Below are 18,035 nucleotides of genomic sequence, written 5' to 3'. Positions count from 1 at the left end.
CGTGCCCAACGATGTTAAACAGGTAGTCATCATGGAAATGGATCTGAACAATCGCCTGACCGAAGACGAAACGCTCGAGCAGGCCTATGACATTTTTCTCGAACTGGCGGTTGATAACCTCGATCCCGCAGACGTGATCCTCTTTAATCTGCAGTTCGAAGAGCGCGGCGGTGCCGAATTGTTCGACCCTTCAGAGGACTGGGCCGAACATGTAGATTTCGACCTGAACCCTGACTTCTTTGCCGAAGTGGTTATTGGGCTGGCTGATGAAGACGGCGGTGAAATTAACGACATTTTTGCGCGCGTCCTGCTGTGTCGTGAGAAAGACCACAAGCTGTGCCACATACTCTGGCGCGAATAATAAAAAAGGCTGCGATAGCAGCCTTTTTTATTTAATCCGGCAACGCGCTTCCGCAGCGGTTGCAAAACCGCGCGCTGTGTTCATGATCGACCTGGTGGCAGTTCGGACATTTGCGCCGCTGTTTATGGTTCTGAAACGCGCTGCTCATGTGCGTGGTAATAAGCCCCGTCGGAATGGCAATTACCGAATACCCAATCAGAATCAGCACGGATGCCACAATCCGCCCCAGCGGCGTATGGGGCGTGATATCACCATAGCCCACGGTCGTAACGGTCACTATCGCCCAGTAGACGGACGCGTTGAGCGTCGTGAAGCCATATTTCGGCCCTTCAATCAAATACATCAGCGCGCCAAAAACAATCATCACAATGGCAATGAACGAATAGAACAGAATAAGCTGATGGCGTGCGCTGACGATCGCGCTCCAGAATACGCGCAGCGACGGCATAAAGCGCAGTAACTTCAGAATACGCAAGACCCGAATAACGCGCATCGCTCGCCAGGCGAAAACATAGTTGAGGCTGATCTCCGGCCACAGCCACATCACATAGAGCGGCAGGATCGTCGCTAAATCAATAAAGCCCCAGAAGCTAAAGACGTACTTTGCCGGGTTGGGCCAGCAAACAACACGCAGAATATACTCTGCGGTAAAGACCAGGGTAATAATAAGTTCCAGCCAGACAAACGCATGCCATTCCTCAAATGTCAGGTGATATTGCGTCCCCACACCCGATTCAATAAAGATGACCACTACGCTCAGTAGCGCAAACAGCGCACACAGACCTTCAAAACGGCGTCCCGATACCGTTTCAGGATCGAATAAAAGATGATAGAGCCGCCGACGGACTGAAGTGAATAAACGCGACACGGTAACCTCGCAAAAAAATAAGGGCTGACATCATGTCAGCCCTTGCGATTATAGCGGGTCTACTTTCAGGCAGGAAACCGCATGTCGGAAACTGCCCTCCAGCACCGGTCGCGTTTTCGCGCATTCCGGCCCGGCCATTGGGCATCGCGTGCGGAACACGCAGCCCGACGGCGGATTGATCGGCGACGGCAATTCCCCTTCCAGAAGCTGAATCGTTTTATTCTTTTCCAGATCCGGATCGGGGATCGGCACAGCCGACATCAGCGCTTTGGTATAAGGGTGCAGCGGGTTATGGTACACCTCGTCATAGGTTCCCAGTTCCACGGCATGGCCCAGATACATCACCAGCACGCGGTCGGAGATGTGTTTTACCACCGCCAGGTCGTGCGCAATGAAGATCAGCGACAGCCCCATTTCGCGCTGCAATTTCTGAAGCAGGTTAACCACCTGCGCCTGAATCGACACGTCCAGCGCGGAGACCGGTTCATCACAAATAATCAGTTTCGGCTCAAGGATAAGCGCACGCGCAATGCCAATACGCTGACACTGGCCGCCTGAAAATTCATGCGGGTAACGGTTAATGAGGTTAGGCAACAGCCCGACTTTCAGCATCATCGCCTTCACGCGATCGCGGACTTCCTGACGCGGCATCTTTGGATGATAGGTGCGCAGCGGTTCGGCGATAATCTCACCGATGGTCATACGCGGGTTTAATGACGCCAGCGGATCCTGGAAAATCATCTGGATATCGCTGCGCACGTCGCGCCACTCGTCAGGCTTCATGCCCAGCAGATCTTTACCCAGCCAGGCTACTTTGCCGCCGGTAGCTTTCACCAGACCGATAATCGCACGCGCAAAGGTGGATTTACCGCAGCCGGATTCGCCCACCACGCCCAGGGTTTCCCCCTCATACAGACGCAAGGTGACGCCATCTACCGCTTTCAGGGTCTTCGGCGGCTGCCAGAACCACTGCTTACCGTCTTTGATGTCGAAATGCACCTTGAGGTCGGCGATTTCGAGCAGCACGTTGCGTTTTTCATCTACTGCGTTCATACCAGCTCCTCCTGCGGCTTAAAGCAGGCGCGCAGACGGCCTGGGGCAAATTCTTCCAGCGGCGGCGCGCTGTTACAGATTTCCATCGCGTGCGGGCAGCGCGGCTGGAACGGACAGCCTTTCGGCAGTCGCAGCAGGTTTGGTGGATTGCCCGGAATGGTGAGCAGGGATTCCCCTTCCGCATCAAGACGCGGCACCGCGTTCAGCAGGCCAATCGAGTACGGATGGGCTGGCTGATAGAACACGTCGCGCGCTTTGCCGTATTCCATGGTGCGCCCGGCGTACATCACCAGCACTTTGTCACAGATACCGGCAACCACGCCCAGATCGTGGGTGATCATGATAATCGCCGTGTTGAACTCACGCTTAAGCTCGTTCAGCAGGGTCATGATTTGCGCCTGCACGGTGACGTCCAGCGCGGTAGTCGGTTCATCGGCAATCAGCAGTTTTGGCCGGCACAGCAGCGCCATGGCAATCATCACGCGCTGACGCATACCGCCAGAGAACTCGTGCGGGAACATGCGCATGCGCTTGCGCGCTTCCGGCATTTTTACCGCATCCAGCATTTTAACGGATTCCTCAAAAGCTTCCGCTTTGCCCAGACCTTTGTGCAGCATCAGGACTTCCATCAGCTGCTCACCGACGCGCATATACGGGTTCAGGGAGGTCATCGGATCCTGGAAAATCATTGAGATCTGTTCGGCGCGAAGCTTGTTCAGCTCGAGCTCCGGCAGGTTAAGAATTTCGCGACCGTTGAATTTCGCCGAACCGCCAATCACGCCGTTAGCGGCCAGCAGGCCCATTAACGCAAATGCCGTCTGGGATTTTCCGGAGCCGGATTCACCCACGATCCCCAGCGTTTCCCCTTTGCTCAGGTTAAAGTTGAGATCGTTGACCGCAGTAACATCGCCGTCCGGGGTTTTAAAGGTCACGCGGAGGTCTTTAACATCCAGCAGAAGATTGCTCTGCTGCTGCGCCTGTGGCGCGGTGGCCGTTTCAATAATTGTCATGACGGCGCTCCTTAACGGTCTTTCGGGTCGAGGGCATCACGCAGGCCATCGCCGATAAAGTTAAAACAAAACAGGGTAACGACCAGGAAACCCGCCGGATAAAGCAGCAGCCACGGTGAAACTTCCATCGAGTTTGCGCCGTCGCTCAGCAGCGCACCCCAGCTGCTCAGTGGCTCCTGCGTGCCCAGCCCCAGGAAGCTGAGGAAGGATTCAAACAGAATCATGCTTGGCACCAGCAGTGAGGCATAGACCACCACCACGCCCAGCACGTTAGGCACGATATGACGAACCACGATATTACTGGTTGATACCCCCCCTACCTGCGCCGCTTCGATAAACTCTTTGCGTTTGAGGCTCAGCGTCTGGCCGCGCACGATACGCGCCATATCCAGCCAGGAAACCATCCCGATGGCCACGAAGATCAACAGGATGTTCTGGCCGAAGAAGGTCACCAGCAAAATCACGAAGAACATAAACGGGAAGGAGTTCAGGATTTCCAGGAGACGCATCATCACCGAGTCTACTTTGCCGCCCAGGTAGCCGGAAAGCGCGCCGTAAAGCGTCCCCACGATCACCGCCACCAGCGCGGCGGCGATACCGACCATCAGAGAAATACGGCCACCAATTGCCACGCGCACCAGCAAATCACGGCCGGATGAATCGGTACCGAAATAGTGGCCGGACTCCATATCAGGCGCGCTGGACATCATGCCCCAGTCCGTATCGAAATAGGTAAATTGCGACAGCATCGGCGCCAGGGTGACAAACAGCGCGATGATCACCAGCACAACCAGGCTGGCGACCGCCGCACGGTTATGCATAAAGCGACGGCGCGCGTCCTGCCAGAGGCTACGACCTTCTACTTCCAGTTTTTCACTGAAGTTTTCCAGCGCCTCGCTGTTTTTCTTACTCAACATCATGGCGTGCTCCAGCGTTAGTAACGAATTTTCGGGTCGATAACGGCATACAGCACATCGACAACGGCGTTAAAGAGAATGGTCAGTGCGCCCACGAGGATCGTGAGGCTCAGAACGAGCGAGTAGTCACGGTTAAGCGCTCCGTTTACGAACAGTTGACCAATACCCGGCAGGCCGTAAATTGTTTCGATAACCATTGAACCCGTAATGATGCCGACGAATGCCGGTCCCATATAGGAGAGCACAGGCAGCAGCGCCGGCTTGAGCGCGTGGCGGAAGATGATCCGGCGCATCGGCAGCCCTTTCGCGCGCGCGGTGCGGATGAAGTTTGAGTGCAGCACTTCGATCATTGAACCACGGGTAATACGCGCGATACTGGCGATGTAGGCCAGCGATAATGCCACCATCGGCAAAATCATGAACTTCAATGCCCCGCCGTTCCAGCCGCCCCCGGGCAGCCATTTCAGCGTGATGGCAAATATCATCACCAGCAATGGCGCGACAACGAAGCTGGGTATGACTACCCCGGTCATTGCCACCCCCATTACGGCATAATCCCATTTGGTATTTTGTCTGAGCGCGGCGATAACGCCTGCGGTGACCCCGAGAACGACGGCCAGAATGAATGCTGCAGCACCCAGTTTTGCCGAGACCGGGAAGCTGGAGGCCACCAGATCGTTAACGGAATAGTCTTTATATTTAAATGACGGTCCAAAATCACCGTGCGCCAGCTGCTTCAGATAGTTGAAGTATTGGGTGGTGATGGGATCGTTTAAGTGATACTTCGCCTCGATGTTGGCCATGACTTCTGGCGGCAACGTACGTTCACCGGTAAATGGACTTCCCGGCGCGAGACGCATCATAAAGAAGGAAATCGTAATTAGAATAAATAACGTTGGTATCGCTTCTAGACAGCGACGCAGGATAAATTTCAACATTGCCCGTACCTTCTGGCGTGTGCCTGATGAATGTTACAAAGTAGACACAGTGGGGCAAGCCAGGCTCGCCCCACGTATTGCCATTAATGCTTGATAATATAAAGATTCTTAACGGAAATATTATCCAACGGGTCTTTACCGGTATAACCCCCTACCCACGGTTTCACCAGACGGGCGTTAACGTAGTAGTAAACCGGTACAATTGCAGAGTCTTTATCGAGCTGTTCTTCTGATTTCGCGTACAGCTCTGCGCGCTGCGCATCGTCAGACACTTTCAGGGTTTCAGCGATGATCTTGTCAAACGCCGGGCTCTTATAGTGCGCCGTGTTGTTTGAACTGTCGCTGAGCATGGTGTTCAGGAATGATGTCGGTTCGTTATAGTCCGCACACCAGCCCGCACGCGCCACGTCGAAGGTCCCCTGATGACGCGTATCGAGGAAGGTTTTCCACTCCTGGTTTTCCAGCTTAACGTTCACGCCCAGGTTTTTCTTCCAGATAGACGCGACGGCAATCGCCAGTTTTTTATGCAGATCTGATGTGTTATACAGCAGGTTGAACGTCAGCGGCTTGTCTGCGGTGTATCCTGCTTCAGCCAGCAGTTTTTTCGCTTCTTCGTTACGTTTTTCCTGCGACCATTTGAACCACTCAGGCTCAACCAGTTTCATCCCATCGGTATACGGAGGCGTGTAGCTGTACGCCGGCAGATCGCCCTGGTTTTTCACTTTGTTCACGATGATATCGCGATCCAGTGCCAGCTTCAGCGCGGTACGAACGCGCACGTCGGTGAACGGTGCTTTCTGGTTGTTGATTTCGTAATAATAGGTGCACAGATATGGATCGACGTGAACTTCTTTCGGGATCTCTTTCTTCAGCTTCTGGAACAGTTCAATCGGCATGTTGTTATAGGTCATGTCGATTTCACCGCTGCGGTAGCGGTTAACGTCGGTCACTTCGGAAGAGATTGGGAGGTAGGTGACCTGATTAATCACGGTCTTCGCGTTATCCCAGTACTGCGGGTTACGCTCCAGCACCATACGTTCGTTGACCACCCAGTCTTTCAGCTTATAGGCGCCGTTGGTCACGATATTGGCAGGCTGCGTCCATTTTTCACCAAATTTTTCCACGGCGGATTTTGGAACCGGCGAGACGGATGGGTGAACCAGCAGCTTATAGAAGTACGGAACAGGTTCGCTCAACGTCACTTCAAAGGTATTAGCATCGATCGCCTTCACGCCCAGGTCGGTGACCGGCTTTTTACCGGCGATGATGTCATCGATATTGGCGATGTGGCCATACTGCAGATAGCTCGCATACGGAGAGGCGGTATTTGGATTCGCCAGGCGCTGCCAGCTGTACACGAAATCTTCGGCGGTAACCGGTGTACCGTCGGACCATTTGGCATCTTTACGCAGATGGAAGGTCCAGACTTTGAAATCTTTATTTTCCCACTTTTCTGCCACACCCGGTGCCGGGTGGCCGTCTACGTCAGTCACCAGCAGACCTTCGAACAGGTCGCGGTTAACGTTTGACTCAGGAACGCCTTCAATTTTATGCGGATCGAGAGACTGCACTTCCGCACCGTTGTTACGTACCAGCGTCTGTTTTTCCGCCAGTTGAACACCTGCAGGAACGTCCGCAGCCATTGCAGCGTTTCCCGCGATTAGCGCAGTTAAAATCCCCGCCGCTACCAGATTTTTTTTTGTGATGATGGACATTGTGTTGGTACTCCACTCATTATAATTACTGGCTTTCGCCAGCTGTCTAATCCCCTGTTGGGGCCTGTACAGCGCAGGAGTTTTTTTTGCTGCTGTCAGGTTCTTTTTTTACTGCTTGCTATCACCGACTTTTTTATTACTGACCGCTCGTATGGCCGTCTTGCGTCGATTCTTGCCAGGCCTCCCCTGTTTGAGACCTGTGCTGGATATCTGAGAAGAGGATTATATGAAAATAATTCTCATCTACTTGTTTTATGCTGCAAAATAGTAGGCCGGAAAGTATCAAATGGCGTAAACACGCGCCAATACATTTTGCAAATTTGTTAAGCAATTCTCTTTTACGGCCCAGGTCGTATCGTCCTGCCCAGCCCTCCCATACGTTGAGCACCCTAAAAAATACTTAAAATTCAAAACAATATGGAAGATTTTCCCTTCTGGCGCGTCGCTGCATTATCATCGCGTAGTTTTGTACGAAAATTTAACAATTGATTATTATTTAGCACATTCATCTAACGAAATGTTGAAATTACTAATATCATTTCTGTTATCCCGCAGCAAGCCCAAGACTATCGTGTGAGTAAAATAACAGTGCGTTCGAAGATTTTCTGTGCAGGCAGGCTTGAGATGAATTCATAACTCTATGAAATATATGAGATGAACATTATTAGTAGAATTTATTATGACAGGTAAGCTTTTCAACTTTATTTATATGATTTGCTGATATTGATACAAAAAAAACGGCGCCGAAGCGCCGTTCTTTCGTATGAAATATCAATGTAACAAGCCGGGGAAAATGCTTTTAATACCCGTGACAATGAATTCGATCCCGAGCGCCATTAACAGCAGCCCCATGATACGCGTAATAACGTTGATGCCGGTCTGCCCCAGCAGGCGTACCAGCCACGGCGCCATGCGGAAGACGCCCCAGCAACAGAGTGCGAAAACGGCAATCGCGACAGAAAAACCGATCAAATGCATGAGGCTATGGTAACGCGTGCCCCAGACAATGGTTGAACTGATGGCACCCGGCCCGGCCATGAGGGGCAATGCCAACGGAACCACGCCGATACTTTCGCGGATGGCGGTTTCTGACTTTTCCTGCTTGTTCTGCTTATCCTCACCCAGCTTACCGCTGATCATGGACATGGCAATGGTCACCACCAGGATCCCGCCCGCAATGCGGAAGGAGTCAATCGAGATGCCAAAGAGCTGGAGAATGGCATCACCCAGGAAAAGCGAGGTGAGCAAAATGATTGCCACAGACAGGTTAGCGGTAAGATTGGTTTTGTTCCGGGCCGCCGCCGTCTGGTAACTGGTCATACTAATGAAGACAGGAATGATCCCCACCGGGTTGACCAGGGCAAACAGACCAATAAAAAATTTGAAATACGTTGGAAAATCAAAGAGCGTTTGGATCACGTTTTGCTCCGCTTTTGCGCATGCCCGGGACAGTTACATTGTTAGGAAAAATCGCGCTGAAGATACGCTTTTTATTAGCATACTTCACCAGAAATCTGTGCCAAAACGTTAGCATTTCAGAATGTTAAACATATGTTGAGACAATGATAGCGTCACTTCCAATAGTTACTTAATTAATTAACAGTGGAAATATATCCATTAAATAACCCTGCTGAAAGGTATCAGCTTGGTGGAAAATTGACGCAGATCATGATTTCCGTACTCAGAAGTGAGTAATCTTGATTACGCCCCCAGGGAGGTCACCTGACAAAAAGGGATGATGCTAAGGTAAGGCTCTTTTAGTAAATTAGTGTACTGGAGCATAAAGTAACCCTTTGTTTTACTTTATGTAACGCAAGTCGTATTGGCACTGTCTATACTGTCTGACGTATCGAGCGCTGGTTTACTAAAAGAGTTTAAACATTATCAGGAGAGCATTATGGCTGTTACTAATATCGCTGAACTGAACGCCCTCGTCGAGCGCGTTAAAAAAGCCCAGCGTGAATATGCCAATTTCACCCAAGAACAGGTTGATAAAATCTTCCGCGCGGCCGCTCTGGCTGCTGCAGATGCTCGAATCCCTCTCGCTAAAATGGCCGTTGCCGAATCTGGCATGGGTATCGTTGAAGATAAAGTGATCAAAAACCACTTTGCTTCTGAGTATATCTACAACGCCTATAAAGATGAGAAAACCTGTGGCGTTCTGTCTGAAGACGACACCTTCGGGACGATCACCATCGCCGAACCTATCGGCATCATTTGCGGTATTGTTCCAACGACTAACCCTACTTCAACGGCTATCTTCAAATCGCTGATCAGCCTGAAGACCCGTAACGCAATCATCTTCTCTCCACATCCACGTGCGAAAGACGCAACAAATAAAGCAGCAGACATCGTTCTGCAGGCAGCAATTGCTGCGGGCGCACCAAAAGATCTGATTGGCTGGATCGACCAACCTTCTGTTGAACTGTCTAACGCGCTGATGCATCACCCGGACATTAACCTGATTCTGGCGACCGGTGGTCCTGGTATGGTTAAAGCAGCATACAGCTCCGGTAAACCAGCAATCGGTGTAGGCGCAGGTAACACCCCCGTTGTTATCGATGAAACCGCTGACATCAAACGTGCTGTTGCGTCTGTGCTGATGTCTAAAACCTTCGATAACGGCGTTATCTGTGCATCTGAACAGTCTGTAGTTGTTGTTGATTCCGTGTACGACGCAGTACGCGAGCGTTTCGCCAGCCACGGCGGCTACCTGCTGCAGGGCAAAGAGCTGAAAGCGGTTCAGGACATTATCCTGAAAAATGGCGCGCTGAACGCTGCTATTGTAGGTCAGCCAGCCTATAAAATCGCTGAACTCGCAGGCTTTACCGTTCCGGCGACCACCAAGATCCTGATCGGTGAAGTTAAAGTTGTCGACGAAAGCGAGCCGTTTGCTCACGAAAAACTGTCTCCTACGCTTGCTATGTACCGTGCGAAAGATTTCGAAGACGCGGTAGAAAAAGCCGAGAAGCTGGTTGCTATGGGCGGTATCGGTCATACCTCATGTCTGTACACCGACCAGGATAACCAGCCAGAGCGTGTTGCCCACTTCGGTCAGATGATGAAAACTGCCCGTATCCTGATTAACACCCCTGCTTCTCAGGGTGGTATCGGTGACCTGTATAACTTCAAACTCGCACCTTCCCTGACTCTGGGTTGTGGTTCCTGGGGTGGTAACTCCATCTCTGAAAACGTTGGTCCAAAACACCTGATCAACAAGAAAACCGTTGCTAAGCGAGCTGAAAACATGTTGTGGCACAAACTTCCGAAATCTATCTACTTCCGCCGTGGCTCTCTGCCAATCGCGCTGGATGAAGTGATTACTGATGGCCACAAACGTGCGCTCATCGTGACTGACCGTTTCCTGTTCAACAACGGCTACGCTGACCAGATCACCTCTGTGCTGAAAGCAGCTGGCGTCGAAACTGAAGTGTTCTTCGAAGTTGAAGCTGACCCAACCCTGAGCGTTGTACGCAAGGGTGCTGAACTGGCGAACTCCTTCAAACCAGATGTGATTATCGCACTGGGTGGTGGTTCCCCAATGGACGCCGCGAAAATCATGTGGGTTATGTACGAACATCCGGAAACCCACTTCGAAGAACTGGCGCTGCGCTTTATGGACATCCGTAAACGTATCTACAAGTTCCCGAAAATGGGCGTGAAAGCGAAAATGATCGCCGTCACCACTACTTCCGGTACCGGCTCAGAAGTGACGCCATTCGCGGTAGTAACAGATGACGCAACAGGTCAGAAATACCCGCTGGCTGACTACGCGCTGACGCCAGATATGGCTATCGTTGATGCCAACCTGGTAATGGAAATGCCGAAGTCTCTGTGTGCGTTCGGTGGTCTGGATGCCGTGACTCACGCGCTGGAAGCCTACGTTTCTGTACTGGCGTCTGAGTTCTCTGACGGTCAGGCTCTGCAGGCTCTGAAACTGCTGAAAGAAAACCTGCCAGCGTCCTACAACGAAGGTTCTAAAAACCCTGTAGCACGTGAACGTGTCCACAGTGCAGCAACCATCGCCGGTATCGCGTTTGCGAACGCCTTCCTGGGTGTTTGCCACTCTATGGCGCACAAGCTGGGTTCACAGTTCCACATTCCTCACGGTCTGGCGAACGCCCTGTTGATCAGCAACGTTATCCGCTATAACGCCAACGACAACCCAACCAAGCAGACTGCGTTCAGCCAGTATGACCGTCCGCAAGCGCGCCGTCGTTATGCTGAAATCGCTGACCACCTTGGTCTGAGCGCACCGGGCGACCGTACTGCTGCGAAGATTGAGAAACTGCTGGCATGGCTGGAAAGCCTGAAAGCTGAACTGGGTATTCCTAAATCTATCCGTGAAGCAGGCGTTCAGGAAGCTGACTTCCTCGCTCACGTAGACAAGCTGTCTGAAGATGCCTTCGATGACCAGTGTACTGGTGCTAACCCGCGCTACCCACTGATCTCCGAGCTGAAACAGATTCTGCTGGATACCTACTACGGTCGTGAGTTCAAAGAAGGTGACGTTGCTGCTGTGAAAACAGAAGCTCCGGTCATTAAAGCTGACAAGAAAGCGAAGAAAAGCGCTTAACTGACAGTCTGATGAAAAAAACCCGCCTGTATGGCGGGTTTTTTTATGTCTGAATAACAGCGGATATTATTTTCTGTTGTCGTGCTGGATCGCCGTCAGCGAGCCTACGGACAACGCTTCCTTATAATGCTTACGACAGACCGACACATAGCGTTCATTGCCACCAATCACCACCTGCTCACCGTCCGCATAAGGTTTTCCAGCCTGGTCGAGACGAAGCACCATGCTTGCCTTGCGTCCGCAGAAACAAATAGTTTTCAGTTCAACCAGCTTATCTGACCAGGCAAGCAAATACTGGCTTCCGGCAAACAGCTCCCCGCGGAAGTCCGTACGCAGCCCGTAGCACAGAACGGGGATATCGAGCTCATCAACCACTTCAGAGAGCGCGTGCACCTGTTCACGTGTCAGGAACTGGCTCTCATCAACCAGCACGCAGTGAATGGGCTCTGACGCATGCGCAGCGCGGATATCCTCCAGCAGGTCAGTTTGCGGGTTAAACAGCCTGGCAGGCGAAGAGAGGCCTATTCTGGAACTCACCTTCCCTGCACCGAAGCGATCGTCGATTTCAGCGGTATAAACAACGGTACGCATTCCTCGTTCCTGGTAATTGTATGAGGATTGCAGCAGTGCGGTGGATTTCCCGGCATTCATTGCCGAATAGTAGAAATAAAGTTGTGCCATTGGCCGTAAAACCCTAATCAATGTGTAATATTCCCGATGATTCATTGTACCATATTTTGTCTGGTCATCAGCGACACGCCGCACAAACGATGCCGTGCTGAAAGGTGTAAAACGCCCTCTTTTCGCAAAAATAATCCGCTAAAACAGAGAGTAATGACGGTCATGCTGGTGAATAGGTTATATGGTTAACCAAACATAACACTTCTTTTTATAGTGGAATCTGCGTTCATTAAAATTCACTATTTATTAACTATTCCTGCCTTAACACCGTCGCCTGGAACTAATACAAAAGGCTGATATTTATCCGCCGAAACTATAATTCCTGCGGCAAATGTCACAAAAAAAAGATGCAAGCGGCGGTGTTAAGCAGGTTATCGTGATAACAAGCGAGACTGCCAAAGAGGAAATTTAAGTTAGCGTAATTAATAATAGCGGCTTTATTTAGTATTTTTTGAATTCCTTACATTCCTGGCTATTGCACATCTGAATTTATGGCTCTATTATTAGGTCAACAAACCACCCCCCATTATAAGTTTGAGATTACTACAATGAGCGAAGCACTTAAAATTCTGAACAACATCCGTACTCTTCGTGCGCAGGCAAGAGAATGTACCCTTGAAACGCTCGAAGAAATGCTGGAAAAATTAGAAGTTGTAGTTAATGAACGTCGCGAAGAAGAAAGCGCTGCTGCAGCTGAAATCGAAGAGCGTACGCGTAAACTGCAGCAATATCGTGAAATGCTGATTGCTGATGGTATCGATCCAAATGAATTGCTGAACAGCATTGCTGCTGCAAAAACCGGTACCAAAGCAAAACGCGCTGCCCGTCCTGCTAAATATAGCTATGTAGATGAAAACGGCGAAACTAAAACCTGGACCGGCCAGGGCCGTACTCCTGCTGTAATCAAGAAAGCTATGGATGAGCAAGGTAAACAGCTGGATGACTTCCTGATCAAGGATTAATCAAGCCGAATTCAGAAAAATCCCGCCTCTGGTGGGATTTTTTTTGCCCGCAATTTATCACTAACATCCTCTTACACTCCGTCATAAAGCGTTATTCGGCTATTTAGTTTCGCTTACAAACAGGCTGATCATGGCGTTTTATGGGCATAAAAAAACCGGTGGGCAGCGCCACACCGGTTTCATAGATTTACGCCTGGATTATTTCTTAATACCCATGCTCTCTTTGAGCCAGCCTTTAAATTCTTCACCCAGCGTATTATGGCGAATGCCGTATTCAACGAACGCCTGCATATAACCGAGCTTATTACCGCAGTCATGGCTCTTACCTTTCATGTGGTAAGCCTCAACGGTCTCTTTCTCGATCAGCATATCAATGGCATCCGTCAGCTGGATTTCATCCCCTGCTCCTGGAGGCGTTTTCGCCAGCAGTGGCCAGATTTCAGCACTCAGGACATAGCGACCCACCACTGCCAGATTAGAAGGCGCTACGTCGGCTTTAGGCTTCTCTACGACACCAACCATTGGCACACTTTCGCCTGGCTCGAGGTTCACGCCCTTGCAGTCAACCACACCGTAAGCGGTCACGTCTTCAACTGGCTCAACCATAATCTGGCTGCAGCCCGTTTCGTCAAAGCGGTGGATCATCTCAGCCAGGTTGTCCTGGGAAAGATCGGATTCGTATTCATCCAGAATCACGTCAGGCAGAATAACCGCGACGGGCTCATCACCCACAACCGGGTGTGCACACATAACCGCGTGGCCCAGACCTTTAGCCAGCCCCTGACGAACCTGCATAATGGTGACGTGCGGAGGGCAAATAGACTGAACTTCTTCTAACAGCTGACGCTTAACGCGTTTTTCCAGCATGGCTTCGAGTTCAAAACTTGTATCGAAGTGGTTTTCGATAGAGTTTTTAGATGAATGCGTAACCAGCACAATTTCAGTAATGCCGGCCGCGATACACTCATTAACGACATACTGGATTAATGGCTTATCAACCAGAGGCAGCATCTCTTTAGGAATCGCCTTAGTTGCTGGTAACATCCTGGTCCCCAATCCCGCTACCGGGATGACGGCCTTTCTGACTTTCGAATTTAGGGCAGCCATTCAAATTCTCCTGAGCTGTTCAAGTTTTGAACTTTTATGCAATAAATAACGCGTTGAGTATATCAGCCTCGCCCCGCAGTCCGGGTCTGAAAAGAACGCGTTGCCGATGAATTAGGACAAATACGCATGAATCTGGGCAGCGATAGTAGCACTCCCGAGAAAACACAGGTAAAGCAATCTTAAAATTAAGATCCAATTGCTTATTCCGTGGACAACATTAAGCGAAGCCTTCCCCCGGCACCCCAAATTTGGCACTGCCAGGAAGAACAGCGATGGCTAATTTGATTTAGATACGCCGTTCCCAGTGTTCCAAGCGGCACCCCGTTACTCACCTGAATATGGTGTTCCCCGGTATTCAGTGACGCGTTGAGACCTGCAGAAACGAGGATAAGATTCTTTAAACCGCTATGGTAATAACCAACCAGCAGCGGGAACTGTCCGGGTAAATTGGCCTGACGAAAAAGCTGGTTTACCTGTTTGAGTAAACTGCCTAACTCAGGGAGCCGTTGTCCCTGATGTGATAACTGTTCCTGCAATAATCCATTAAAGAGCGCGCGAAGTAACAATGCAGCTAATACGCCATTATCCCCTGCACGGGTTACGTCCAGAGAATAAAATGCGAGGTCGGAATCAGACAGAGGTGCAATATCCAGCACCAGCCCAGGCTGATCGGCCGCCACCAGCTGGCGATAGTTTACGCGGCAGTGGGAAATAGTTTGCTGAACGGGAGGCTGAAGTTCTTGCAACAATTTCGCCGCCGCTGGCGGATTACTCACCAGCGCGTCCCAGTCCTGAAAAAGGCGTTCCTCTTCCTCAACGCGGGAATTAAACATATTTGGATAAAGGCACGCTAATACCGTCTCACGTAACCGGTTCAGATCTTTGACGGGTTTCAGCAAAATATCCTGAACGCCAAGACGTAATGCTTTGGCAATATCCGCCATATTTTCTGTCGCGGAGATCACCAGAATGGGCATCTGGTCCCCCTCGTTGCGCAGATGTTCAACCAGTTTCAGCCCATTCATTCGCGGCATCGCGATGTCGCAAATCATCAGATCGGGCGTAATACCGGTCATTTTTTCCAGCGCGTCGACACCATCTTCAGCCAGTAAAGTGTTTGCTCCCAGCGAGGATAACCACGAATCCAGTAGCGATCGGAAAACGGGCTCGTCTTCAACAATCAAAATGTGTTTTCCGGCCAATGGCTGCGTCATGGTTCCTCCCCTGGCTGACAGTTACTAAATAGTGGCATGCTATCGGCACTATCGCCTGTCAGATTTTGCTGAAGTAGTCAAAAAAAGGTGCTTAACGTGCTGTTCGCACAAACGGCAGCAACTCGTCTATTTTCTTTTCGACGGCTAGCGAGCCCGCTGCGATGGCGGCCTCAGCCCGATGGAAATCAAGGGTAGAGATTTGCGGACAGTAAGGCTGAATAAGAATATCCGGAGGATCGCCAGCCATACGGTTACGTTTAAGGCGATTCTCAAGAACCTGAATTGAGGTGGTCATGATCTCCATGGCCGTCGGTGCGGCAACCGAGCGTCGTGCGGCCAGGCGACCAATTCTTCCGCGCAGGCGTTCATGCCAGGCAAGCTTTTCGACGTCGGCATCTTCGCTCTGCAGATTGACCGGCATAAGATCTTGCTGCATCAGATGAGCGTCGTGCTGCAAATCAACGGCGATGACGATGTCCGCCCCCATGGCGCGCGTCAGAGAGATGGGAACCGGGTTCACGACACCACCATCGACAAGCCAGTAACCGTTATGGGGCACGGGCGCCATAAGCCCAGGAATACTGCATGAAGCACGCACCGCAAGGTGAATATCCCCTTCGGTCAGCCAGAGTTCACGGCCTGTGCTGAGATTGGTTGCGACGGCACCGAAAGGCATCCGGCAGTCAGTAAAGTCTTCGAGAGGCATCACCCGGCGGAACTGGTTAAAGACGCGTTCACCGCGCAACAGCCCACCGCGCTGCCAGGAGAGATCCATCAGACGCAGCACGTCCCAATAGCTGAAGGAGCGCACCCAGGTTTCGAGAGCCGGAAGCCTGCCGCACGCGTAGGCGGAGCCGACAAGCGATCCGATTGAACATCCTGCTACGATATCGACGTCAACGCCCATCTTGTTTAAGGCATTAATCACGCCGATATGAGACCATCCCCGGGCTGCACCTGATCCCAGCGCCAGTCCAATTTTAACCTTTCTCATTAGCCCTGTTTTACTTCCCCTGGATTCCTGACATAGCGTCAACGCAACTGCTCAGTTAACATAGTGCTACCCGAGGCGTTTTACGCCCTTATTTTTTGTTCCAGGAAGAGAATCGTGTCTCAACTCTGCCCCTGTGGTAGCGCTCTGGAGTATAGCCTATGTTGCCAGCGATATCTTTCTGGCAATCAGGTTGCACCGGATCCGTCACACCTCATGCGTTCACGGTATACTGCTTTTGTGATCAAAGACGCAGACTACCTGATAAAAACATGGCACCCGTCCTGCCACGCCGCCGATTTCCGACAGGAGATCGAAGCCGGGTTCGCCAACACCCACTGGCTTGGGCTTACCGTGTTTGAATCTTCACCCGGTAGCCACCACGACGAAGGCTTTGTCAGCTTTGTTGCCCGTTTTACCGAGAACGCCAGGCCTGGCGCCATTATCGAGCGTTCCCGGTTCTTAAAGGAAAGCGGGCAGTGGTATTATATTGACGGTACGCGCCCACAGTTTGGTCGTAACGATACCTGCCCTTGTGGTTCAGGAAAAAAATTCAAAAAGTGTTGCGGGCAGTAACGCCTGACAACCCAGACTTCGCAAATACAAACAGGATTTCCCGGCGATGCAATCATTACAACGTAAAGTTCTGCGCACTATCTGTCCCGATCAAAAAGGGCTGATCGCACGAATCACCAATATTTGCTACAAGCATGAACTGAATATCGTGCAGAACAACGAGTTCGTTGACCACCGTACCGGTCGCTTCTTCATGCGTACCGAACTGGAAGGCATTTTCAACGACACCACCCTGCTGGCCGATCTGGACAGCGCGCTGCCGGACGGTTCCGTGCGTGAGCTGAATCCTGCGGGCCGTCGTCGCATTGTGATTCTGGTGACGAAAGAAGCTCACTGCCTGGGCGATCTGTTGATGAAGGCCAACTACGGCGGCCTGGACGTAGAAATTGCCGCTGTTATCGGCAACCACGAAACCCTGCGCACGCTGGTTGAGCGTTTTGATATTCCGTTTGAGCTGGTGAGCCATGAAGGCCATACCCGTGAAGAGCACGACAACCTGATGGCTGCTGCCATTGAAGCGCATAACCCGGACTACGTGGTGCTGGCGAAATATATGCGCGTGCTGACGCCTTCCTTCGTCGCCCGCTTCCCGAACAAGATTATCAACATTCACCACTCGTTCCTGCCAGCCTTTATTGGCGCGCGGCCTTATCACCAGGCGTACGAGCGCGGCGTGAAGATTATCGGCGCAACCGCGCACTACGTGAATGACAATCTGGACGAAGGTCCAATCATCATGCAGGACGTGATTCACGTGGATCACACCTACACCGCAGAAGATATGATGCGCGCCGGACGTGACGTTGAGAAGAACGTGTTGAGTCGTGCCCTGTATCAGGTGCTGGCGCAGCGTGTCTTTGTCTACGGTAACAGAACCATCATTCTTTAATCTTTCGGAAAATGAATTGATTAGCTTTGCGCCTTTACGGATAAAAAGCAGGCAAACAGCTTCTTTTCCCTAAAGGAATGCTTTACAGGGGCGTCTCATTTGATATGATGCGCCCCGCTTCCAGCAGGAAGCAGGCCAGTAAAAACGCATTACCCCGTGGTGGGGTTCCCGAGCGGC

Annotated in this window: 16 protein-coding genes; 5 read left to right on the top strand and 11 right to left on the bottom strand. The window is 51.3% G+C overall.

Going from position 1 to position 18,035, the window contains the following annotated elements:
• The first annotated feature begins 31 nt into the window (after positions 1-31).
• Positions 32-361 (top strand): HI1450 family dsDNA-mimic protein, encoded by a 330-nt coding sequence (locus IM265_RS01840; RefSeq protein WP_006810881.1) that lies wholly within the window; start codon positions 32-34, stop codon positions 359-361.
• A 31-nt stretch (positions 362-392) separates the two neighbouring features.
• On the opposite strand, the gene IM265_RS01835 is transcribed toward IM265_RS01840, so the two are convergent.
• The 7 genes from IM265_RS01835 to IM265_RS01805 all read right to left on the bottom strand — a co-directional run bounded on the left by IM265_RS01835 (position 393) and on the right by IM265_RS01805 (position 8,281).
• A complete protein-coding gene (locus IM265_RS01835; RefSeq protein WP_193030802.1) occupies positions 393-1,229 on the bottom strand; it encodes an ion transporter in 837 nt (278 codons plus the stop codon).
• Positions 1,230-1,277: 48 nt separating this feature from the next.
• Positions 1,278-2,282 carry a murein tripeptide/oligopeptide ABC transporter ATP-binding protein OppF gene (gene oppF / locus IM265_RS01830; protein ID WP_041909608.1) on the bottom strand — a complete coding sequence of 335 codons (1,005 nt, stop codon included), beginning with the start codon at positions 2,280-2,282 and terminating at the stop codon, positions 1,278-1,280.
• Positions 2,279-3,292 carry an ABC transporter ATP-binding protein gene (locus IM265_RS01825; RefSeq protein ID WP_028013427.1) on the bottom strand — a complete coding sequence of 338 codons (1,014 nt, stop codon included), beginning with the start codon at positions 3,290-3,292 and terminating at the stop codon, positions 2,279-2,281. Before IM265_RS01825 ends, oppF begins: the two co-directional genes overlap by 4 nt.
• A gap of 11 nt (positions 3,293-3,303) precedes the next feature.
• A complete protein-coding gene (gene oppC / locus IM265_RS01820; RefSeq protein WP_028013428.1) occupies positions 3,304-4,212 on the bottom strand; it encodes an oligopeptide ABC transporter permease OppC in 909 nt (302 codons plus the stop codon).
• Between the two features lie 14 nt (positions 4,213-4,226).
• Positions 4,227-5,147, bottom strand: a complete 921-nt coding sequence (gene oppB, locus IM265_RS01815) for an oligopeptide ABC transporter permease OppB (RefSeq protein WP_028013429.1) — start codon at positions 5,145-5,147, stop codon at positions 4,227-4,229.
• A gap of 83 nt (positions 5,148-5,230) precedes the next feature.
• Positions 5,231-6,862 (bottom strand): oligopeptide ABC transporter substrate-binding protein OppA, encoded by a 1,632-nt coding sequence (oppA, locus tag IM265_RS01810; RefSeq protein ID WP_028013430.1) that lies wholly within the window; start codon positions 6,860-6,862, stop codon positions 5,231-5,233.
• A gap of 771 nt (positions 6,863-7,633) precedes the next feature.
• The gene (locus IM265_RS01805; protein WP_047368710.1) at positions 7,634-8,281 is read right to left on the bottom strand and encodes a YchE family NAAT transporter; all 648 of its coding nucleotides are present in this window, start codon (positions 8,279-8,281) and stop codon (positions 7,634-7,636) included.
• A 478-nt stretch (positions 8,282-8,759) separates the two neighbouring features.
• On the opposite strand from IM265_RS01805, the gene adhE reads away from it, so the two are divergent.
• On the top strand, positions 8,760-11,438 hold the full coding sequence (gene adhE, locus IM265_RS01800; RefSeq protein ID WP_028013432.1) for a bifunctional acetaldehyde-CoA/alcohol dehydrogenase: 2,679 nt from the start codon (positions 8,760-8,762) through the stop codon (positions 11,436-11,438).
• A gap of 66 nt (positions 11,439-11,504) precedes the next feature.
• Here the strand turns inward: adhE and tdk are convergent, their stop codons facing one another.
• The gene (gene tdk, locus IM265_RS01795; RefSeq protein ID WP_028013433.1) at positions 11,505-12,119 is read right to left on the bottom strand and encodes a thymidine kinase; all 615 of its coding nucleotides are present in this window, start codon (positions 12,117-12,119) and stop codon (positions 11,505-11,507) included.
• A 548-nt stretch (positions 12,120-12,667) separates the two neighbouring features.
• Here tdk and hns point away from each other — a divergent pair.
• Positions 12,668-13,081, top strand: coding sequence for a histone-like nucleoid-structuring protein H-NS (gene hns, locus IM265_RS01790; RefSeq protein WP_028013434.1), 414 nt, complete (start codon positions 12,668-12,670; stop codon positions 13,079-13,081).
• Between the two features lie 198 nt (positions 13,082-13,279).
• Here the strand turns inward: hns and galU are convergent, their stop codons facing one another.
• From galU to rssA, 3 genes are all read right to left on the bottom strand, one after another.
• Positions 13,280-14,188, bottom strand: coding sequence for a UTP--glucose-1-phosphate uridylyltransferase GalU (galU, locus tag IM265_RS01785; protein WP_028013435.1), 909 nt, complete (start codon positions 14,186-14,188; stop codon positions 13,280-13,282).
• A gap of 200 nt (positions 14,189-14,388) precedes the next feature.
• Positions 14,389-15,402: a two-component system response regulator RssB gene (rssB, locus tag IM265_RS01780; RefSeq protein WP_028013436.1), complete on the bottom strand. Its 1,014-nt coding sequence runs from the start codon at positions 15,400-15,402 to the stop codon at positions 14,389-14,391.
• Positions 15,403-15,493: 91 nt separating this feature from the next.
• Entirely contained in the window at positions 15,494-16,396 is a 903-nt protein-coding gene (rssA, locus tag IM265_RS01775; RefSeq protein ID WP_193030804.1) for a patatin-like phospholipase RssA, read from the bottom strand.
• Between the two features lie 114 nt (positions 16,397-16,510).
• Here rssA and IM265_RS01770 point away from each other — a divergent pair, with 114 nt between their 5' ends.
• Both IM265_RS01770 and purU read left to right on the top strand, forming a co-directional pair.
• Complete coding sequence (locus IM265_RS01770; RefSeq protein WP_041909602.1) at positions 16,511-16,969, top strand: YchJ family protein; 459 nt, start codon at positions 16,511-16,513, stop codon at positions 16,967-16,969.
• Between the two features lie 46 nt (positions 16,970-17,015).
• Entirely contained in the window at positions 17,016-17,858 is an 843-nt protein-coding gene (gene purU / locus IM265_RS01765) for a formyltetrahydrofolate deformylase (protein ID WP_028013439.1), read from the top strand.
• The last annotated feature ends 177 nt before the right edge of the window (positions 17,859-18,035 follow it).

Source organism: Enterobacter cloacae complex sp. P17RS (assembly GCF_014895885.1).
Classification (GTDB): domain Bacteria; phylum Pseudomonadota; class Gammaproteobacteria; order Enterobacterales; family Enterobacteriaceae; genus Enterobacter; species Enterobacter bugandensis.
This window is presented reverse-complemented; position numbering and strand designations above follow the sequence as displayed.